Origin of the sequence: Amycolatopsis sp. NPDC052450 (genome assembly GCF_044547565.1) — a bacterium.
In the GTDB taxonomy this organism is placed as follows: domain Bacteria; phylum Actinomycetota; class Actinomycetes; order Mycobacteriales; family Pseudonocardiaceae; genus Amycolatopsis.
In genome coordinates this window covers 63,234-84,427 of the sequence record NZ_JBIUAQ010000018.1, presented here as the reverse complement: position 1 = coordinate 84,427, position 21,194 = coordinate 63,234, and the positions used below count along the sequence as shown (strand labels likewise).

Genomic DNA, 21,194 nt, shown 5'->3' with positions numbered 1-21,194 from the left:
AGCCAGTAAGGTGCCGGTGTGCGGGTGCTGGTGACCGAGGATGACGAGAACTTGCGGGTGGCGCTGGAATTCGCCCTGCGCGGCGACGGGTTCGCGGTGGACACCGCCGGCGACCTGCCCGGCGCGGACGAGGCGCTGACGGTGAACGCCTACGACTGCGCGGTGTTCGACCGGATGCTGCCATCGGGTGACGCGCTGGCCTACGTGCGCGGCAGGCGAGGTGCCGGGTGGCAGTTGCCCGTGTTGTTCCTCACCGCGCGCGACAGTGTGGCCGACCGCATCGACGGCCTGCGGGTCGGCGGGGGCGACTACCTCGTGAAGCCGTTCGCCATGCCGGAACTGATCGCGCGGGTGCGCAGCCTGTGCCGCCGCGACATGTCCGGGCAGGCGGTGATCCTGCGGTGCGCCGACGTCGAACTCGACACCGGCAGGCACCAGATCTCCCGTGCGGGCGTGCTGCTCACCGTGACCCGCAAGGAGTATCTCGTCATGGAGCGGCTGATGGCCGCGGGCGGGCGGGCGGTCTCGCGACGGGAACTCATCCGGTACGCGTGGGACGAGATGGCGGACCCGGCGTCGAACGTGCTGGACGTCGTGATCGCCCGGTTGCGGCGGAAGCTCAAGGATCCGCCGTTGATCCATACCGTCCGGGGGTCGGGGTACCGGATGGCGCCGCACTGACCGGATCCGGCAGGTTCCGGCCAGCGGCGCGCACGGCGCCCTCGTCCGGTGTCTGATCGGCGGGTGACCTTCGACATCATCGGCCTGTGCGCGGACCGGCCGGATCCGGTGACCGCCGTCGAGTCGGTCCTGCCGCTGAGCGGCGGACTGACCGTGTCCACAGTGGAGGGTGGACCGGTGGTCCAGCTCTGTCACCCCGACGGCAGGCTGCTGCTGAGCATCGATGACGCCCGGCTCGTACGCGTCCCGGGGGAGGCTCGGCGGTTGCTCGGCATCGACGTCGGGATCGAGGTGCCGCATCCCCTGTGGTGGGTGGAGAGCCGTGCTCCCGAAGCGGACCCGGAGGCGGAAGCCGTCGCCAGGGCCTTCACCGAGGCGCTGGTGGGCGGGACCGGAGGGTTGTCGTGGTCGAGCAGGTGACCGGGCATCCCGCCGCGGACTGGGCGACCTCGGAGGCACTGGTCGTCGAACAGTCCCGCGGTGTCGTGCCCGCTTCCTCGTGGATGATCGACGCGGCGCGCTCCGCCTTGCGGAGCAAGCGGGTTCTCCAGCTGCTCACGCCCGAGGAAAGCAGGCTCACCTACCCGATGGAGCTGCTGCTGCGGGACGTCGCGGCCGAGTGGATCGTGCAGGAGGATGCCGACCGCTACCGCGACGGGATTCGCGGCGTTCCGATGACCTGGACCGGAACGCGCTTCGTCCGCGATCCGCGCGGGCGGGCCGCCACCCCGGTAAAGCCGGAGATCGACTCCGGTGACGTCGAGGTGCGGATCACCACCGTGCACCCGGCCTCCGAGCCGCTTCGGCTCGGCTCCACCGCCGAAGCCGTGCTGCGGGCGTTCACCGGTGGCGCGCCGGACGGCTGGGGGGACGCCGAACCCGCCAACTTGCCGTGGTCGGCCGACGAGATCACCGCGTACTGCCGGAACCGCGCGCCCGGACGCACCCAGCTGGTCGTGGTCGGCGCTGAAGTGACCGGGCAGTTGCGCGTGTCGCCCACGGACGAAGGGACGATCGAGGAAACCAGGCTCAGCGGGCCTGAGTCCGGGAAGCTGCGGCCGGAGGATCTCACGGCGCTGGCCGAGCAGGTCTCCGGCAGCGCGCGGCTGATGCTGGCCGCGGTGCATCCCGGCAGGCGGGGCGGTTCTCGCTCGAGTCGCCCGACCCGGCCCGCCCTGCCCTACGGACTCCTTGTCGGACAAGAGATAGTCGCGGCTCGCGGCGTGGCCCACGCCGAGCGGGCCCCGGCCGCGCGAGTCACGCTCCTCGGGTCCGCCGCCTGGTGCACGATGGACGGCGGTCGGCGGCCGCCGTACGAACAGCTCGCCGACCTGCTCCGTCACTTCGGTGTGCCGGACGCTTCCTGATCGCGATGATGGGTTCCGGACCGGCTGCGGGAGCCTGAATGTCCGCTTGATGGCTGGAACCCACCCCCATGGCCGAAGAAGGCGAACTCGCGTGATCGGGGGCGGGACACGCTTGATCAGACGGCGAACACGCCCGAGAGGGCCGGTCACAGCTCTCGTGGGTAACGCATCGCCCACTCCGCGGCGTAGCGTTCGTCCGCCGACGGCGGTTGCGCGGAGAAGTGCCAGAACGCGTCGCCTGCCACGGTCTCGACCAGGTCGCGTGCCTCGAGCCGGTCGAGCCACTTTTCCGGCAGTCCTGGGATGCCCGCCCGCGACCCGGCGACGGCGCCCGCGATCGCGGCGGTGATCGCGCTGCCGCCGGAGCGGTCGAGCGCGGCCATCATCGTCCATTGTGGATCGAAGAAGTGCCGGAACACCGCGGTCATCGAGCTCCCCAGCGCGTCCACGGCGGAAACGCCGGCGAACGGCTTGTGATCATCGGCGCGGACGTCGTCCCGTGCGTGCAGCGCGGTGGCCAGCGCTTCGGCCACCGGCCCCGTCGTCGCGCCGGAGTCGATCAGTCGCCTCGCGAGGACGTGTGGGGGCGCCGGTTCGGGCTGGAACAGTCCGGCGAACAGCGTCGCCACCGCCGCGGCGGCCTCGGCGGTCACTTCGTCGGCTCCGTCGCCGGAGACCAGCAGGCGGCCGACGCGCGCGGCCGTGCCGCCGCACAGCGCGGCCACGATGCCCGGCACGAGGAATCCGGCGTCGTCGCCGGGACCCGGCAGGTCCGGCGGGATCGTCCGCAGTTCCCGGACGCGGCAGAGCCAGCCGCGGTCCTGAGCGTCCTCCAGGCGTCGCCTCGCCCGTACGCCGACGGTCATCAGCCCGCTCGGCACCGCGCCACGATACGGACCGGGCAGCGCTCGCAGCAGGCCTTCCGTGCAGAACAGCAACCGTCGCGTGAGCGGGCCGATCCTGAGCGCCCCGGTGTCCACCGCCGAGCCGAGCGACTCGCCGAGGGCGAACCCGGCGAACGCGCCGGCGACACGATGCCAGGCGGACTCGCCGTCGACGGCTTCCTGGCGGAAGAACTTGCCGCCGGTCGCCACGTGCGGGCGGATCCGGCCCGCCGCATCGTAGCCGGCGGCGAGCCCGTTGGCGTGGAGGTCGTCCGGCCAGTGCTGTCCGGAGAGGTCGTCCAGCGGGGAGTCGACCCCGGCCGGTGACACGCCATTGCGTTGTTCCCAGGCCCGGCCGCGGACGAACCGTTCGCATTCCCCCTCCGACAGTTCGTACCCGGCGGACCTGGCCTTGGCCGCCACTTCCGCCAGCCCGGCCGCCGGTTCGGCGGCCCCCGATTCCGCCCTGATCCGCTCGGCCGCGACCAGTACGGACTCCGAGTACTCCGGTGAGACTTCCACTTCCCGGGTGAAAGGGAGAAGTTCCGGCCAGCGTGCCACCGTGTCCGCCAGTTCCCGAGCGCCGACCGTGTCCGATGGGAACGAACCGGGATTGATCGACAAACCGACTCCGGGGAACTCGCGGACGAACGAAAGGACGTCCGTGCGCAGCCATTTCTCCGTACGGGGCGGCAACCGGCGCCGCGAGCCGAACACCCGCAGCGTGTCCGGCTGGTCTTGCCGAAGCGGCGTTTCGGTTCGGAAGTCCAGGGGGAGAAGGACTTCCGAACCCAGCAGCCCGGCGAGGTAGCGCGGGCGGTCGTACCGGTCAGCCGCCAGGAGACCGAGGAGACGGTCCGTCGGGGTGTCCATGGGCGAGTACCCCAGCCGTTCCGGACCGGGCCGGTAGTCCGGGTTGACCCGGATCTCGCCGGTCGCGGAGCCGTCCGGAGCGTATTTGTGCCACGCCATCACGGCATTGGACTCGACGCCGAGATACGCCACGCCGCTTCGCCGGAACTCGGGTTCCAGGATCTCGCGCCAATCGTCTTCGCCCGCCATCGGCACCGGGCTGCTCGGCCCGGTCCCGTCCCGGCCGATGTCCGGACGGCGCAACTCCCCGTCCTCACGCACGATCAGAGCCGGTTTCGGCACCAGCGAAGCCAGCCTGTCGCCGTCCAGCGCGCGGACCGTGTCGTATGGCACGAACCAGCCTTCGGGAACACGCAGGACGTTCGCGTGATCGACCCGGACCGCGTACTCGCCGCTTGTCAGATCGGCGGACGTACCGGACCGCAGCCATTCTTCGACCTTCGCGGCCGCTTCCTGCGCCTGCACTACGCACCTCGTTCTCGGGGGAAATGGAGCAGCAGAATCTGCAAGGGGAATTCCTCCAGCAGCGTCAGCCAGCCCGTGAGCGGGTCGAGGAACACGACTCCGCTCGGATGGTGGGCGACCAGCGCCACATGCGATCCGGTCTTCCTGTCCTTCTGGTAAAAGAAGTTCACCGCCGCCAGCGAGCCGACGGGGCGAGCCAGCATGGCCGAGATGACACCGTCGTAACTGGCGTCGTCCACTTCCGTCCATTGCCCGCCGAGGTTGTCCGACACGTAACTCAACCTGGCGATCTCGTCCTTGAGCTCCATCGGAACCGGCGGTGCGGTCAGGTCCTCACCGAGCAGCCTTCGCACGTAATAGACCACGGACCGAGTGCAGTTCGTGTGGAAGCCGAGCCGATCCGCCCAGTCCGCGTAATAGCCGGGATTGGTTTCCGGCAGCTGGGGGAAGTGTTCCAGGATGAAGGCGACGGCCTCCTTCCAGCGGCCGTCCACGGTGTCCGCGTCCATCGCGGGCAGCGAGTGGAGCGGCGTATCGCGGAACATCGCCGAACCGTCCTGCTGGCCGGATTCCGGCGAAGGCGGGTATCGGTCGTAGGCGGGATGCCCGTTGTAGCCGAAGTCGGAGGAGAATTCCGGCAGCGAACGGTAGACGGCGTCGCCGCGCGGAGAGGTCGTGACGATCTTCTCGCCCAGTTCACGGCTTCTCGCGGGTTCCGGCAGGTGGAGATTCCCGGGCGGTGTGTCAGGATCGGTGTAGGGCAGCAAAGCGATCCTGGTGGGCCTCGGCGGCAGTTCCATCAGTCCGCCGTCCAGCGGGTCGAGGAACACGATGCCGTGCTTGTCCCGGCTCACCAGCGCGACGTGTTTGTTCTCCGCTCCCGTGGGGGTCCGCGAATCCACGGCGATCACGGCCAGCGCGCCGACCGGCCGGTCGAGCATCGCGGAGATGACGCTGTCGTAAGCGGTGCCGTGACCGTGGTCCCACTCGCCGCCGAGCCGGTCGGAAACGTACCCGAGGCTGCCCAGTTCGGCGTCCTCCGGCCGGAGCGGTGGTGCGGTGACGTCTTCACCGAGCCGGCGGCGCTCGTGATAGACCACCGCCCGGGTGCAGTTCGTCGTGTAGCCGGCCGCCGCGGCGTCTTCGCCGTGGAAACCGGGATTGACCTTGCCGAGCTGCGGATGGAACTTCTCCAGGTACGCCTTGACGTCGGCTGGGCGCAGCCGCGCGGTTCCGGCGTGCAGGGCGCTCAGTTCGTTGAGCGAGGTGCTCCTGAACAGTTTCGCGAAGTCGTCGGGATGCCCCAGTGCCACGGGGTTCGCGTTGTGCAGTTCGTCGAGCGTGATCGGGCGGGAGCCCCCGGCCGAGTGGAGCATGACCGGACGTTTCCCGCTCGGCGGGAATTCCGCCCAGCCGTCGCCGACGCCGTAGCCCTCGACGATCTCCTGTCCGAACCGCAGCACGGTGCCGTCCGGCAGTTCGGTACGGCGGCCCAGCACGTGCAGGTCGGAAACCGAGGCCACCACCGGGGCACCCAGCGCGACGGCGAACCGCCGCGCCCACGTCGCCGAATTACAGGAATGCAGCCGCACCGGCCGGCCCGGCGTGTAGTACTCGCTGCGCAGTGTCGCCGCCGCGAGTTCCTCCGGGCTGGGGAGCGCGCCGTCGTCGTGCACGGTCACCACATACGGCCGGTCGGGATCCGGCCGGTTCGCCATCATCGTCCGGAGGTGTGCCCTCTGCGTCTCCGCGGCGGAGCCGACCGACATCCCCGACGGCGCGTAATGGACGTCTTGCCCTGTGCTCAGCGCATGACCCGGAGGGGTCGCCTCGACAGGCTTCCCCTTCATACCGGGTACTTCCAGCTTCTTGACGGCGAAAGCCGCCTTCTTCAGATCCTTTTCCGCCGCTTTCAGCGCCTTGTCGTAACCGGTGGATCCGCGGCCGCGAGGAGCGCTGACCTGCCAGTAATGGTGGAGAGCCCAGTGCAGTTCGCCGAGCACCTGCCCCAGTTTCGCGTCCTGACCGGCGGGCTCACGCCATTTCGGTGCGCTTTCGCGCCGGTAGCGGTCGATGACCCGCTCGATTTCGTTGAGTGCCGAGGTGATGTTCCCGGCCTGGGCGCCCGTCCGTCGGGTGGCGTTGAGCTGGTGATAGCGGGTGATCGCGTGCTTCAGCCCGGTGAGCGCGTCTCTGACCTCGTCGGTGGCCGATTCCGGCCGGCGCCAGCCCGCCGCGGTCGCCTCCTGGTGACGCGCGATCGCGTTCCGCAGGTCGGTGACCGCGGCCCGCATCGCAGGGGCGGACGGTTCGTGCCGCTTCGGATCCCGAAGAGACTCATAACGGTCGATGGCCTTGTGCACAGCGGATTCGTCACCCGTCGCGCGTGCGCCGGGCGCGGACGGCTCCCGATACCGGCGGACGGCCTCGTCCACGGCGCCGAGTGCCGCCCGCACGTCCGAGGTGTGGGGACGGCGCCAGGTCGGGGCACTCCGGTCCAGGTAACGCGCGGCGGCGTTGTCCACTTTGGACAAGGCGGCGCGGGTGGCCTGGACGGCCGCGGGCGGTTCGAGATACCTCGGCCCGTTCAGCTGGTATTCGTGCACGGCGTCGTTCAGCGCGGCGATCGTCGTCTGTGCCGGCCCGGCGCCGTACTCGCCGATGGCGTCGAGATGTGTCGAGGCACGGCCGGCGAGGTCGAGGACGCTTGCCAGCAGGCCCAGCCGCTTGGCCAGCGTCGACCAGTCGCCCGAGCGGACGCCCAGCTCGATCCGTTCGGTTCGGACCGACCGGCGGATCTCGTCGAGCGCGGCCTTCGCCTGGTTCCGCACCGCCTGGTCGTGCCAGCGGTCACCTTCGATCCGCAGCGGCCCGAGTTCGTCGAACGGGGTCGCCCGGGAACCGGTCTCGACTTGTCGCGCCAGCATCCCCCAGACGTCCGACAGCAGGGCGAGTACGTCGGTACGGCCTGCTCGCGCCGCGTCGTCCGCGATGGACACGAGGGGATCGGTCAGCCGTTCGGTGAGGAAGCCGGCGAGCGCGGTGGCGTCGCGTTCGAACTCGGCGAACCCTTTCAGCGCGTCGGAGTCGGCCTTCTTGTTCCTCGCGGCCAGTTCGACCTGCCGATGCCGCCACTTGTCCCGGCCCACCCAGCCGCCGGTGGCCAGCGCGGTCAGCGCGGCCACCGCGTAAGAGAGGTCGAGGCCGAGTGCCAGCGCGGTGGCGGCGGACCCCAGGCCGCCGAGGACATAGAGGCCGCGCCAGATGTGCTTGTAGTCGGACTTCGTCACCGAGCCCGGCCTGTCGGCGGGAATCGGTGAGGGCGGAGGCGCGGTCTCCACCGGTCGCGCCGGAACCGGAGCCGCCGGTTCGGTCCCGCCGAACAGCCGGCGGAGCAGGCCCGGTCGCTGTGCCACGGCGTCGTCCGCCGCGGTACGGGCGGCTTCCAGCGCGGCCAGCTGTCCGGCGAGCAACGACTGTTGTTTGGCTTGCTCCGCTTCGAACTTGGCCCGTTTGTCGACCGCCGTCCTGGCGACCTTGTTGATCATCTCGATCTTGTCCACCCGGTTGATCAACGGGACCGCCGGGAGCGCGAACAACGCCTTGCCGATGCCGTAGTCGAGCATGGCTTCGTAGAAGGTGACCTTGAACGCCGCGTCCGGGTCGAGCGGCTTCGATTCCGACGGCGGCACCGCCTGCTTCACGGTCTGGACCGGCCCGTCGAGGCCTTCGGGCAAGGTGGCGCGCATCGGCAGGTTCGGGTCCGCGGGCGCCGGCCCGGGGACGGGGTCCGGCGCGTCGGGGACCGGCCGGCCGCTCACCACGCGTACCAGGTCGCGGTCCGCTTTGTCTTCGGCGTGGTATGCCTCTGGCAGAAGCCCCCTGGCGTTGCGTTCGCCCGCCCGCAGTTCGGTGTTCACCTTGGTGCGCGCCCGTTTCCAGTGCAGGAGCGGTGCCACGACAGCCGTCACCCCGCCGCCGATGGCGAGCCCCAGCCGGGTCGACGTCGCCAGCTCCAGTACGGGGAGCATGCTCACGCTGGCCGCCGTGACGGGTGGGACGCCGTACCGCAAGTAGAAGTTCCGCAGTTTCTGGGTGCCGGACGAGCTGGATCCCTCCGGCGATTTGACCGCCGCCAGATCCGGACCGTGTCCTTCGAGCCCCATGCGTGACAGCAGCTGGCGTTGCCGGTCGGTGGGCCGGAAAACCCCCTCGAACTGTCGTTGCGCGTCCAGATGTTTCCTCAGCGCGGCTAGGGCGGCGTCGTCCCTCTTCTCGTGACCGCGGGCGAGAAGCCCGGCGGCCACGGCGGCGAGGAAGGTGGTCAGGCCGGCGGCGACGGCGGCGGGCACGCTGCCCATGGCGGCGAGCACCCCGCTCGAGGCCAGGCCGGGGGCGACCGTGCCGCTGAACTGGGTGAAGAGGTGGTCGGCGGTGGTCGCGATCCCGAACGGATCGTCGAGCGGACCGAGATGCCGCCACACCACCGGTGCGACCCGATGGTTCTCCAGTGCGGCCGCCCGGTGGGCGAAATCGGGATGGTTCGGATTCAGGCCGAGCTCGTCCAGGAGTCCGCTGAGCTCGTCCCGCAACCGTCGTTGCCGCCAAGGGTTCGCCCAGGAACGGCTGATCGCCCGGTCGAGCGCGGCGACGTGCGCCAGACTTTCGTGATCGGTGCGGGTCAAAGTGGCCGGGCCGCTGAGGTCCCCGGTCCGGTCGAGGTAGCGCGGAGGGAACGCCGGGACCGTGCCCTCGATCGCGAAACCGGTCAGCCGTGCTTCGAGGTCCGTTCGCTGCTGCCCGGTCATCTTGCCGAGCACCTTGGGGAGTTTCCGCACTGGCGGCGGTTTCGTCTTGTCCCGCACCTGGGCGACGGTCGCCGCCAAGGTGCCGGCGGCGTTCAGGCCGCGGGAATGGATACTCGCGAGCGCCGAGCGTTCGGCGGCGTTCAGCTCTCGCCACACGGTGAAGGGAATTCCCGGCGGCGGCAAGGGTGAGGACGTCGGCGTGGCGGCCTTGGCGCCCGATTCAGGCAGCCGGGCCGGAAGATCCGGGTCCGGACGCCGTGACCCGCCGAGCGTCACCGGCCCGGACGGATCCGGGGACGGCGGCGGGGGTGGTTCGGGCGGGTCCGGTGGTTCGGGCCGGGGGTACCTTGTCGTGAATCCGTGCGGATCGGCCTCGAAGGCTTCGGCGACGGGGTTGCCGATCTTCGGGCCGCCCGCCACGGCCTCGCGGATCCGGGCCAGGTCACGTTCGTGGCTCACCCCGATCGCCATCAGTTGCTGGAACAGCGCCGCTGTGTACTCCGGGGCGAGATTGCCGAACTCGACCTGGATCACGCGGCTCAGCTGGTCCAGATCTCGTGCCATGGGCGACAACCGCGGCAGCTCCGACACGTCACGGCGCAGGTCTGGAGGCACGATCGACTTCTCCGCCTCGGCGCGCATCGCCTCGGCCACGAGGATTTCCCCGCTGCGGCCCTGGAATTCATGAGCCACCCGGAAAAGGGCTTCGGCCCACAGCCGCGCGGCGCCTTCCCCGGCGACGAGGGCAGCCGGATCCTGCAGTCCGTGCACCGCGAACTCGTGCATCATCGTGGTGAGGAATTCGGCCATCCCGAGCAAGGGGCGGATCAACCCGGTGCCGGAATCCGGCATGAACACGCCGTCGCGCCTGCTGTCGATCCTGAGCAGATCCCCGAAGATCCCGTCGATGTCCACACCCGGGTAGCGCTGGTTCAGCGCCGCTCTGTCCAACGGCACCGCGAGAGCGGCGGCCCTGGTGGCGTAGTCCAGTCCCGGCGTGCCGAAGATCGATTCGAACCAGTGCGCCACGATCGCCTGGGTCACGACATCGAAGTGGCCCTCCTCGGTGACCGAGGGCTGGAGGGTTCGCAGGCGATGGGGATCCAGCAAATCGAACCGGATGACCTCACGCCACGCCGGGACGGGCGAATCGGCGTGCGCCCTGGCGTATTCGCGCAGGGATTCGCTGAACGCGCGCAGTTCTTCGAGCACCGGTCGCACGTCGTCGGTCCGGTTCGCCTCGTCGATCATTTCGCGGAGGCCGCCGGCCCGTACGACGAAGTCCGCCCATGCCGCCATCCGTCGCTGGAATTCGGCGGGCGAGATCCTGCCTTGCGCCACGGCCCGCTCCAGCCGATTCCGGACCTCGGGCGCCGCGGCTTCGGCCCGAGCCGGAAGGTTCGACGGCGAGGCGACGCCACCGGGCATGAGGAACGTCGTCGCGAGCCACAGTTTCTTGTCGAGCGAGTATTCGGGATCGGACAGCAAGGTGACCAGGTCGCGGTACTGCTCCGGGTTGCTTTCCTGAAGCTGATCCAGCTTGCCACGAAGTTCGGGTAGTTCGGGGGCGTAGTCGTCCATCGCCGCGACCTTCGCCCGGTCCTCGGGGGTCAGCTCCTTGTCGGTCCCGATCCCGAACGCCACATTGTCGAGGTGCGCTTCCCGCGGGTGCTCCCGCGCGGCGGATTCGGCGGCGGCGTTCCACTCCTCCAGCGCGGCGGTGGCCTCCGCTCGCTGGGCGCTTCGTTCGATGGCGCCGTCGATGTACTCCTGGACGCCCTCCGGCTGCGGCCACGGAACCTGTCGCCCCGGATCGGACCAGTGCTCCCACGGCCGGAACGCGGGGGCGGGCTTGTCCCTCGCGGCCTGGAGTGGATCCGCCGGAATCTCCGGCTCCTTGGGCAGCTCCGTGATCTCCGGATCGCGAGGCAGCGCCCGGATCTCGGGATCCTTCGGCAGCTCGCGGATTTCGGTTCCTTCGATGGCCACCCGGACTTCGGGATCCGTTGGCAGTTCCCGGATCTCCGGTTCCTTCGGCAGCCCCGGAATCTCGGGGAGAGCGGGAGCGACCGGGGCCATTTCGCGGCCAGGTGGGATTTCGGGTGACGACTCGATGCCGGGAGTCCGCAGAGGGGTGGGAAGCGCCGGGCCGGGCTTCGGAGGTGTCGGGGCGGGGGATCCCGGGGCCGGGTCGGCAGGCCGGCCGATCTTCGGCGGTTCTTCCCAGCCGACACGCGGCGATGCGGGGTCGCCGACGCGGGGCGGTTCGTCCCAGCCGACGCGGGGTGGTTCCGCCCGGCCGACCCGCGGCGGCTCGGCCCAGCCGGGGTTCATCCGTGAGGGCTCCACCGGTTTTCCCGGTCCGGTGCTGTGCCCGGGCAGTATCTCCTCCCGGGGTACCGGGGTCACCGTCATCGGGCGCAATGGCTCCGGAGTGCCGTCCGGGTGCAGGACGATCGGTTTGTTCGGGATGGGTTCGGCGGTCCGCGGCTCGGGCCGGGTGGCTTCGCGGACCGGTGCTTCGACCCGGGCCTTGGCGGCGGCCGGAGCGCTGTCCGGGTGCGGGACCTTTTCGACGACCGGCTCGGCGACGTGCGGACGTGTTTCGAGCAGAACGCCACCTCGTGCGGCTTCGATCTGCGCGGCACCCCCGGAGCCGGACGGGTGAGGTCCTGGCGAAGGGCGGTCGGGACTTCCGGCTCCCGTGCCCGGCGAACCGTCGTCCCGAGGTCCGCCACCGCCGTCCTCGTGTGCTTTGCGGTACTCGTCCGGAAACCGTTCCTTGGCGAACTCGTCGAGTGACATCCGCCGAGCCGGCTTCGGCGTGGGTTCGGGGCGGTCCGGTCCCGGAGTGTCGTGCCTGCCTGCTTCCGTGTTCCGGTCCGGATGCTTGTCGTTGCCGTTCGGCCTGCCGGTTTCGCTTTCGGGGTGCGCCCCGCGGTTGTGGGAGATTTCGGTCGAGCGGAGGCCGTGGCCTGGCCGGGTGGCCGAGTCACGGGGTGACCCGTGTCCGCTCCGGTCGGGTTTCGGGGTGTCTTGTCCGCCCGCTTCCTTGTTCCGGCCCGAGTTTCCGTCCAGGCTTTTGTCGCCGCCGGTCGGGGGGCCGCTTTCGGGGTGTGCGCCGCGGTTTTGGAGTATTTCCTTCGAACGGAAACCTGCGTCAGGCCGGGCGCCCGCGTCGCCGGGTTTCCCGTGTCCGCCCCGGACGGATTCGGCGAACGCCGCGTGCTGTGACCACGCCTTGACGACGTGGTCCGGATAGACGACACCACCGGCGGCCCGCTGGGCTTCCTCGTAGAACTTCCGCTCCATCCGGGCCAGCTCGCGGTTTTCGTACAGCCGCCTGAGTTCTTCGGCGGACGGCTTGGGCGGCGTCCCGCGCTCCGCCGCTGGGGTGTCGGCTCGTTTCGCCGCGTCGCCCGCTGACGTGTGCATCGGTGCCGCGGATGCTTCCCGGCCCGGTGTGCTCGCCGGTGCGTCGGCACCCCGGGTCTGCGCGGCCTCGGCGCCGTGTCCCGACGGCTGACCGCTGTGGCCGTGCTGACCTTCGGCCTTGGTGGCAGGCGTGTGGTCCGCGGCCGCCGACGGTGGCGTGCCTCCGGGGGTGTCCTGGTGTGGTTGCGGTTGCCGCGGCTCGGGAGAACCAGGGGAGGGCTCGTGGCGGGCCGCGGGCGGTTCGGCGGAGGAAGGGACCGGATCTCGCCTGAGATTTCCGGGACCGTCGCCTTTGGTCACCGGCGTCGGCTCGGCGTGCGGTGCTCGTGGGGTTTGGTCGAGAACCCGTTCGCCGTGACCACCGGACGACGGCGAAAGCTGTTCTCGCGGCGGGTGAGGCCCGTCGTGCGGCGGTTTCGGCTCGGGCAGGGCTTCGGGATGCGGCGTCTGTGGTGCCGGTGGTTTGGTGGGGCCGGGTCCGTGCGGTTCGGGAGTTCCGGGGCCGCGCGAGCCGGCGGTGGGAACCTCGGCGGGACGGTCGTGGATCGCACGCGCGACGTCGGCGGTGACCGACGGAGGCAGCACACCGGGCTTGGGTTTGGCGGTGTCGCCGAGCTTGTCGATGACCTTGAGCGCCCCATGCGTCAAGGTGAACTTTCCGACGCTGTCACCGAATTTGATGACCTTCGGCGCGTTGAAGACCTTCCCTCCCAGCTTGAGGACGGCACCCGCGCCGCGGGTGGGACCGAGCAGGCCGATGACCATACCGGCGGAGTAGCCCAGGGCGTGCCAACGGGCCGAGCCGCCTTCCTCGGTCCAGTTGTCGTAGTCGATGAAGGCCTTTCCCGCCTCGGTCAGGGTTTCCCCGAGCATGCCGTCGAACAGCATGTCGTCGATCCGCCGGTCGACGTCGTTGCCTGGGATGGAGTACAGCGCCAAAGCACCGAGGAGCTTCTCCAGATGGCCCCAGGCGACCTGGGCGTTGAACACGGACCAGTCGCCGTCCTTGCCGAGCCCGAACAGGCCCAAAAACGCCTTGCCCTGGTCGATCGCGGACTTCCAGAGCCCACTGAGCGGGTTGTTGCTCACCGCCTCGGGCTGCGGACGGGTGGACGGATCCGTGACGTATCCGGCGTGGTCCTTGACGGTCTGCTGGACGTTCTTGGCGACGTTCCGGGCGAAGTCCGCCTTCTTCCGCCTCGCGTGCGACGGGATGTCGAAGCCGAGCGCGGTGTATTGCCAGCTCAGATCCTCGACGTAGTCCTTGATGGTGGTTTTGGCGCTCTCGAGGACGGCGGCGTAATACTCGTATTCGCCGGCCATGCCCTTCATCGATTCGACGATCTGGCGGAATCCCTGGTCGCCATTCGTCCTCGTGATGAAGTTCCGCATGTAGCCGCCTGCCGCGTCCGGCCAGGTGCCGCCCCCGCCAGGCTGGTGGATCTTCCCGGCGACACCGTCCACGACGTTCAGGGAGGCCTCGAAAGTGTCCTTGGCCTTGCGCCAGTGCGCGGCCTGCTCCTTCGCGAGCGCCTCGCTGTCCGGGGGCCAGCCCTCGTTGGCGGGCAGGAGTGCGCGGACCGCGTGCCACAGGTCGCAGTTCGGTTCCGGGATGTCGCCGTCAGCCATACTCGCCGGAACCCGTCAGGAGAGCTGGACGAGGATGAAGTTGGCGGCCTCGGCGTCGCGTGCCACGTACGCCTTCACCAGGTTCTGACCGGCGACCGAGAGATCACGGTAGAAGACGGGGACGGAGTCCGCGGCGGTACGGATCGAAGTGTCCACTTCGGACGTCCGCCGGTTGAACGCGTCGCCGATCAGGCCATGGCCGAATGTCCCCGGCGCGGGCAGCGTGGCCCTGATGGTGTTCCAGGCCTCCTGGAGACGATCACCTTCCGCGGACATCGCGTTCATCTGCTGGGCGGTGCCATCGGTGTACATGTCGACGAGACCGTCACCGTCCATGCGGACGCCGTCGTCCGTGCTCATCGCTCGCCTCCCGCGATCCGCCGGTCCAGTTCGTGCAGTGCGGGACCGAGGCGGAGATCGGCTTCCGCGGCGGTGGCACCGGCCGGGAACAGTTCCGAGACGAGGGCGAAACCTTCCTCGTGAGCGAGGTCGGCCGCGCGGTGGACGGTCTTCGTGATCTCTCGCGCGAGACCCGTCGAATCGGGAGTGCGGAAGACCCTCGGGTCGAGGCGCAGTTCCACCAATTCGCCATAGCCGCCGACGGTCGCGCCGATCAGCCCGTCGTCGGATTCGGCGGTGGCCCGGATCTCGGCCATCCGCCGTTGCTGCTCGCGCAGACCCTGTTCCGTCCTCAGGTATCCGGCTTTCCTGTCGGCGAAGGTTTCCACCGTGCCTCCTCGTTCGGTCGGTACGAGTGTCGCCGGAACGAGGGGAACCGCGAGACGGCGTGACAGGTTGCGGCCACGCCGGCGAGACCGGGCCCGTCCTGCCCGACGATTGCCGAAATGAGACGACTTCCGGCACTCGCGGCGGCCGGCGCGCTGGCCGCGGTACATCTGGTCGGCGGGGCCGTTCCGGCGTCCGCGGCTCCACCGGCAGGGGTGTGTCACGATCCCGAACCGGCTCACGAACGGGTCCAAGCCCTTCCCTGGCCTCAGCAAACCCTGGACCCGCAACGGGTCTGGCCGCGAACCCGGGGCGCGGGAGTGCTGGTCGCGGTGGTCGATTCGGGCGTCGACGCCGACCATCCCCAGTTGCGCAGGCCGGGCAAAGTGCGTACCGGTCGTGACTTCTACCTGCCCGGGGGGTTGCCCGGCTCGTTCGACTGTGTGTCGCACGGGACCGGGGTCGCGGGCATCATCGCCGCCGATCCGTTGCCCGGCGTCGGCTTCCACGGCCTGGCGCCCGACGCGGAGATCCTGCCGGTACGGATCACCGACCGGGACATCAGCGACCGGGGGGATTCGCTGCGGATCAACCCGGACGCGGTGGCCGCGGGCATCCGGTACGCGGCCGATCAAGGTGCCCGGGTGCTCAACCTGTCGCTGGCGGCGTTCAACGACTTCCCCGCCATCCGGGCGGCGGTGGCGCACGCGGTGGCCAGGGACGTGGTCGTGGTGGCCGCGGCAGGCAACGCGCAGCAGAACGCGCCTGCCGGAATGCCGTCCTATCCGGCGGCGTATCCCGGCGTGCTCGGCGTCGGCGCGGTGGACCGGGCGGGTGCACGGACGGGCACCTCTCAGATCGGCCCGTACGTCGGTATCGTCGCGCCTGGCGCGGAGGTGCTGACCACGACCAGAGCGGACGGGCACGCACAGGTCGACGGAACCAGTTTCGCCGCGCCCTTCGTCGCCGCGACCGCGGCTCTGGTGCGCTCCGCGTGGCCGGGATTGCCCGCCCCGCAGGTGATCCAGCGGCTGAAGGCCACGGCGGATCCGGCGCGAGGCGGACTCGGCAGCGACGCATATGGCGCCGGACTGGTCGACCCGTACCGCGCGGTGACCGACGGTCTCGATCCGGAGAAACCCGCGGCGATGCCCGTCTACCTGCCGCCGCCTCCGGATCTCGCGGGACTCGAGAAGGCCGCGCGGATCGAGGAAACCGGGACCACGGCGAAGTGGCTGACCGTCGCCGCGATCGGCGCGCTGGTACTGGCCGGGCTGGTCGCGGCCCTCGTCCCGCGGGGGAACAGGCGCCGTTGGCGGCCGGGAAAGGTGGCTTCGGTAGCCGCCGGGCCGCGCGTGGTGGAACCTCCCGAGCAGGTTTTCCTGATCCGCGAACGGTGACCGTCTCGGTGCGCCCAATGTGGCATCGGAGGCATTGAACGTCCCCAATGCCGCATTGGGCGCACCGAGACTCAGGGTGAGCGCCGGCGCGCGCCGAGACGAAAGCCAGTGTCGTGTCACGGGCCGCCCCAAGCCCCAAGTACGTAAAGGCCCCCTTCACCGCGTCTAGCGCAATGAAGGGGGCCTTCACGTACTTGGAACGGAGTCAGAGCAGGTGATTGATCGACATGTCACGCGCGTTGACCATCGAGTGGGTCCCGTTGGTCAGGGCGTAGCTCGTCCGGTCGTGACCGTCCCACTGCTCATTGGCGAGAGCCTTGTTCAAGCGGTCCTTCTCCAAGACGGCCTGGCCGTATTCGCCCTGGGCGCCTTCATAACTGAAGTTCTGAGCGCGCTGGTGCAGGAGATCGGTGTTGTCGCGCGCTTCGGCGCCGGTCTTCTTGGTGGTCTGAGCCGTATCGAGAGTCTGGCCCACATGGACGGTGACCCTGTCCGGATTATACGCCATCCTTCTACCTTCCGTAGGGGAATCCGCCCGCGGCGTCCCCGTCTGCGGACTCGTGAGTCCGCAGACCGTAGTGGATCCCGTCGGCGGTATCGCTGTATTGGGTGCCCACCTTGGTGACCTGTGTCCCGAGCTGGTCAAAGGTGTCGTTGGCCGCGATGTTCATCCGGCCGCTGTTATGCGCGATCATCTCCTGGGTGGTGCCGTTCAGCCGCTGCTGGCCGTCGTTGATCAGGCCGACCGACTCGGTGATGAACGAAACCTGGCGTTCACCCCGCACGAGATCGAGATCGACATCTGGATGCGACAAGGGGCTCTCCTTTCCTTCGCCGGATCGACGATCAATGTCCTTCTTCAGCGAAGGTAGGCGGTGTGGCGCCCTCACTCGACCGCCCGGCATCTTCCTGCCATCGCCGTCGCGGAGACCGTGTGGGCGCGGACGATTCGGGTATGTCGACAGTCGTCGTGAAGAGGCCGGCCCGCCGGCCCGCTCCGGACATGCCCGCCGGAGAGCTGCTCCTGCAGCCGCCGCCGGAGATTCCGCCACCGCCGTCGAGGCAGTGGGCGCAGATTTTCATGGTGCTGCCGATGGTGGCGATGATGGCGGCGATGCTGCTGATGTACTCCGGATCCATCGGCGGATCCATGCGCTTCGTCGTCTATGGCCTGATGGGCGTCGGCATGCTCGGCATGGTCGCCATGGGGTTCCTGCAGGGAGGCGGCCCGAGTAAACGGGAGATGGGCCACGCCAGGCGGAAGTACCTGCGCCACCTTTCCCAGCATCGGTTGCGGCTGCGCCGATCGGCCCGCAAACAGCGTGCGGCGATGGAGTACCTGCATCCGGATCCCGCCTCGTTGTGGTCGCTTGCCGTCAGTTACCGGCTCTGGGAACGGCGCAAGGAAGACCCCGACTTCGCCGTCGCCCGCATCGCCCGCGGGCGGCAGCGTCCCGCGCTCACCGTGGTCGCCCCGGACACGAAGCCGCTCGAAGAGCTCGAACCGCTGTCCGCCTTGGCGTTGCGCCGGTTCGTCACGACCTACGCCACGATCGACCGGCTGCCGATCGCCATCGCGGTCAACGGGTTCAGCCGGATCCACGCGCGCGGCGATCGCGACGCCGTACTGGGCATGGTGCGCGCGCTGCTGGCGCAGCTGGCCGTCATGCAGTCCCCGGACGATCTGCGCGTCGCGGTCTGCGTCGGCGAAGATCGCCGCGCCGACTGGGAATGGGTCAAGTGGCTTCCGCACGTGCTGCACCCGGAGCGCACCGACGCACTCGGCCCGCTGCGCCTGGTCGCGACGACGATTCCCGCGCTGGAGTCGATGCTCGAAGAGGAGCTCACCAAACGGCCGAGGTTCGACCCGGAGGCGGCGACGCGCCTGCCCGGCCCGCATCTGGTGGTGGTCTTGGACGGCGGTGCGGTCGCCGGTTCGGACCATTTGATGACCGGTGGCGGTGTCGAAGGGGTGACCGTGGTGGACCTGAGCACCGCGCCGCCAAGGGCTTTCGACCGGACCACCGTGCTGCTCGACGTCGCCGCGGACGGCGATCTGCTCAGTGAGACCGTCGACGGCGCGGTCTCACTCGGCCGGGCCGACCGGCTCGGCGCGGTGGCCGCCGAAGGCCTCGCCAGGCAGCTGGCGCCGTTGCGGCTGACCTCGGGCCTGCCTGGGGAAGCGCCGATGAGCGGTGAACTCGGTCTCGCCGAACTGCTGGAACTGGGTGACCCTTACGACTTCCATCCCGATGACACCTGGGTTCCCCGCCCCAATCGCGACCGACTCCGGATCAAGCTGGGGATCAAGGAGGACGGGACCCCGATCGAGATCGACCTGAAGGAATCCGCTCAGGACGGGATGGGCCCGCACGGCCTGCTGATCGGCGCGACCGGCTCGGGCAAGTCGGAGCTGCTGCGCACACTCGTGCTGGCACTGGCGGTCACCCATCCGCCGAACTCGCTGAACTTCGCCTTGGTCGACTTCAAGGGTGGCGCCACCTTCAGCAGGCTGGACAAGCTCCCGCACACCAGTGCCGTGATCACGAACCTCGCCGACGAGCTGCACCTGGTCGACCGGATGGCCGACGCGATCAACGGTGAGTTGATCCGCCGTCAGGAACTGCTTCGCGCGGCCGGGAACTTTTCCTCCTTGCGCGACTACGAGAAGGCGAGGGCCGCGGGTGCGCCGCTCCCGGAGGTGCCGACGCTCCTGGTGATCTGCGACGAGTTCTCCGAACTGCTCTCCGCCAAGCCCGACTTCATCGACATGTTCGTCCAAATCGGACGGGTCGGCCGGTCGCTCGGCGTGCATCTGCTGCTCGCCTCCCAGCGGTTGGACGAAGGCAGGCTGCGCGGTCTCGAAGCCCACCTGTCGTATCGGATCGGGCTGCGCACCTTCTCCGATATGGACAGTCGCGCGGTGCTCGGGGTGCCGGACGCGTTCAAACTGCCGAGGGCGCCGGGGCACGGCTTTCTCAAGGTCGGCACCGAACCGATGGACCGCTTCCGGTCCGCCTACGTGTCCGGCGTGTACCAGCGCGCCACGGGGGCGGGCTCGGCGTCGGCGTCCGCCGAGGCGTTCGCGCTGCACGAGTACACCACCGCGTACCTCGCCCCGGAACTCGACGATCCGCTGGAGGAGCCCACCGGAAACGACGATCCGGACCTGAGCGCCGGCGAGACCCTGCTGGACATCCTGGTCGACCGGTTGGAAGGACGGGGAGCCGCGCATCAGGTGTGGCTGCCGCCGTTGGGCGACTCGCCGACCCTGGACCAGTTGCTGCCCTCGCTGGTCATCCATCCGCAGCGCGGGGTGACCCCGAATTCGGCGGAGGCGGCGGGCGCGCTGCGTCCGGTGCTCGGCATCGTCGACCGGCCGTACGAGCAACGACGCGACCCGCTGATGCTGGATCTGTCCGGTGGCGCCGGGCATGTCCTGGTGCTCGGGGGGCCGCGTTCGGGCAAGAGCACCACGCTGCGCACGATCATCACCAGCGTCGCGCTCACGCACACGCCGCGGGAAACGACCTTCTACTGCCTCGATTTCGGCGGTGGCGCACTCGGCTCCGTCGCCGGCCTGCCGCATGTCGGCGGTGTCTCCGGCCGTCTCGACACGGGCGCGGTCCGGCGCACCATCGCCGAAGTGGCGACGCTGCTCGCGCAACGGGAACGGCTGTTCGCCCAGCATCAGATCGACGGGATGGCCACCTATCGCAAGCTCCGGGCCGAGGGTGGCTTCGCCGAAGACCTCCACGGTGACGTGTTCCTCGTCATCGACGGCTGGCTGACGCTGCGCAACGACTTCATGGACCTCGAGGAGACGGTCAACGACATCATCGTGCGTGGCCTCGCCTTCGGTGTCCACGTCATCGCCGGTGCCACCCGTGCCTTCGATCTGCGGATGAACGTCCGGGATCTCTTCGTCAGCACGCTGGAGCTGAAGATCGGCGACCCGATCGATTCGGTGATCGACCGGCGGGCCGCGATGAGTGTGCCGCCCGATTCGCCGGGACGAGGCGTCGCGATGAGCGGGCACCAGATGCTCGTCTCGCTGCCGAGGGTGGACGGCGTGTCCGGCACCGAGGATCTGGCGGCCGGGGTGGCGACGCTGGTGGACGCGGTCAAGAAGGCATGGCCGGGAGCGCCCGCTCCCTCGGTCCGGCTGCTGCCGCCGGTCCTGCCCTACCTGGAACTCCCCGCGACCGACGAACTGTCCGGATCGGACGCCGGCTTCGCCGTCGGCATCCACGAGCGGGACCTCAGCCCGTTGCGCCTCGACTTCGCCGACGACCCGCATTTCCTGGTCCTGGCGGACATCCGCAGCGGCAAGACCAACTTCCTCCGGGTGCTCGCCAGGCGGATCTGCCAGGCGTACACGCCGGAAGAGGCACAGATCGTCCTCGTCGACCACCGCAGGGGACTGCTCGGTGAGGTCGACGGCGAGTACCTGATCGGCATGGGTGTCAACGATTCCCACAGTTCCGAGTTGCTGGCACAGGTGGCCGAGCGGCTCACCGCCCGGCTGCCGGGCCCGGACGTCACCACCGACCAGCTGCGGAACCGCAGCTGGTGGACCGGTCCGGAGATCTTCGTGCTCGTCGACGACTACGACCTGGTGGCGACGCACAAGGACCATCCGCTGTTCGCGCTCTTCCCGTTGATCGCACAGGCTTCGGACATCGGCCTGCACGTCGTGCTGGCCCGCCGCAGCGGTGGCGCGGGTCTCGGCCTCGGCGAGCCGTTCCTCGCCAGGCTGCGCGACGTCGGCGCGTCCGGCCTGATGATGTCGGGTGACCGGGACGAGGGGCCGCTGCTCGGCGGAATGCGGCCTCAGGTGCTCCCACCCGGCCGTGGCTGGCTCGTCGACCGGCGCGGGACCAAGAGCCTGACCCAGGTCGCCTGGTTGCCACCGAAGGAATGACC

11 protein-coding genes are annotated in these 21,194 nt (G+C 69.7%); 5 read left to right on the top strand and 6 right to left on the bottom strand.

Annotated elements, in window-relative coordinates; translation table 11 throughout:
• The first annotated feature begins 18 nt into the window (after positions 1-18).
• The 3 genes from ACIHAO_RS26845 (at position 19) to ACIHAO_RS26835 (ending at position 2,048) form a co-directional block, all read left to right on the top strand.
• Positions 19-681 (top strand): winged helix-turn-helix domain-containing protein, encoded by a 663-nt coding sequence (locus tag ACIHAO_RS26845; RefSeq protein WP_396562270.1) that lies wholly within the window; start codon positions 19-21, stop codon positions 679-681.
• A gap of 63 nt (positions 682-744) precedes the next feature.
• Positions 745-1,101, top strand: a complete 357-nt coding sequence (locus ACIHAO_RS26840) for a hypothetical protein (protein WP_396562268.1) — start codon at positions 745-747, stop codon at positions 1,099-1,101.
• Entirely contained in the window at positions 1,086-2,048 is a 963-nt protein-coding gene (locus tag ACIHAO_RS26835) for a DUF6177 family protein (RefSeq protein ID WP_396562266.1), read from the top strand. The genes ACIHAO_RS26840 and ACIHAO_RS26835 overlap by 16 nt, the downstream gene beginning before the upstream one ends.
• A 146-nt stretch (positions 2,049-2,194) precedes the next feature.
• Here the strand turns inward: ACIHAO_RS26835 and ACIHAO_RS26830 are convergent, their stop codons facing one another.
• Genes ACIHAO_RS26830 through ACIHAO_RS26815 form a run of 4 tightly spaced genes read right to left on the bottom strand, consistent with a single transcriptional unit; the run spans position 2,195 to position 14,870 of the window.
• Positions 2,195-4,270, bottom strand: a complete 2,076-nt coding sequence (locus tag ACIHAO_RS26830) for a YrhB domain-containing protein (protein WP_396562264.1) — start codon at positions 4,268-4,270, stop codon at positions 2,195-2,197.
• Positions 4,270-14,142 carry a toxin glutamine deamidase domain-containing protein gene (locus ACIHAO_RS26825; RefSeq protein WP_396562262.1) on the bottom strand — a complete coding sequence of 3,291 codons (9,873 nt, stop codon included), beginning with the start codon at positions 14,140-14,142 and terminating at the stop codon, positions 4,270-4,272. The genes ACIHAO_RS26830 and ACIHAO_RS26825 overlap by 1 nt, the downstream gene beginning before the upstream one ends.
• A gap of 15 nt (positions 14,143-14,157) precedes the next feature.
• Positions 14,158-14,502: a hypothetical protein gene (locus ACIHAO_RS26820; RefSeq protein ID WP_396562260.1), complete on the bottom strand. Its 345-nt coding sequence runs from the start codon at positions 14,500-14,502 to the stop codon at positions 14,158-14,160.
• Positions 14,499-14,870, bottom strand: coding sequence for a YbaB/EbfC family nucleoid-associated protein (locus tag ACIHAO_RS26815; protein ID WP_396562258.1), 372 nt, complete (start codon positions 14,868-14,870; stop codon positions 14,499-14,501). The genes ACIHAO_RS26820 and ACIHAO_RS26815 overlap by 4 nt, the downstream gene beginning before the upstream one ends.
• A gap of 117 nt (positions 14,871-14,987) precedes the next feature.
• Here ACIHAO_RS26815 and mycP point away from each other — a divergent pair, with 117 nt between their 5' ends.
• A complete protein-coding gene (gene mycP, locus ACIHAO_RS26810; protein WP_396562256.1) occupies positions 14,988-16,268 on the top strand; it encodes a type VII secretion-associated serine protease mycosin in 1,281 nt (426 codons plus the stop codon).
• A gap of 205 nt (positions 16,269-16,473) precedes the next feature.
• Here mycP and ACIHAO_RS26805 read toward each other — a convergent pair whose 3' ends face one another.
• Entirely contained in the window at positions 16,474-16,776 is a 303-nt protein-coding gene (locus ACIHAO_RS26805; RefSeq protein ID WP_396562254.1) for a hypothetical protein, read from the bottom strand.
• A gap of 4 nt (positions 16,777-16,780) precedes the next feature.
• Positions 16,781-17,083, bottom strand: coding sequence for a hypothetical protein (locus tag ACIHAO_RS26800; protein WP_396562252.1), 303 nt, complete (start codon positions 17,081-17,083; stop codon positions 16,781-16,783).
• A gap of 140 nt (positions 17,084-17,223) precedes the next feature.
• On the opposite strand from ACIHAO_RS26800, the gene eccCa reads away from it, so the two are divergent.
• Positions 17,224-21,192, top strand: a complete 3,969-nt coding sequence (gene eccCa / locus ACIHAO_RS26795; protein WP_396562250.1) for a type VII secretion protein EccCa — start codon at positions 17,224-17,226, stop codon at positions 21,190-21,192.
• The last annotated feature ends 2 nt before the right edge of the window (positions 21,193-21,194 follow it).

What these genes read in the sequence shown, in the direction of transcription:
- ACIHAO_RS26825 (WP_396562262.1), bottom strand. Translation starts at nt 14,142, where the DNA reads ATGGCTGACGGCGACATCCCGGAACCGAACTGCGACCTGTGGCACGCG.
- ACIHAO_RS26820 (WP_396562260.1), bottom strand. Translation starts at nt 14,502, where the DNA reads ATGAGCACGGACGACGGCGTCCGCATGGACGGTGACGGTCTCGTCGAC.
- mycP (WP_396562256.1), top strand. Translation starts at nt 14,988, where the DNA reads ATGAGACGACTTCCGGCACTCGCGGCGGCCGGCGCGCTGGCCGCGGTA.
- ACIHAO_RS26805 (WP_396562254.1), bottom strand. Translation starts at nt 16,776, where the DNA reads ATGGCGTATAATCCGGACAGGGTCACCGTCCATGTGGGCCAGACTCTC.
- eccCa (WP_396562250.1), top strand. Translation starts at nt 17,224, where the DNA reads ATGTCGACAGTCGTCGTGAAGAGGCCGGCCCGCCGGCCCGCTCCGGAC.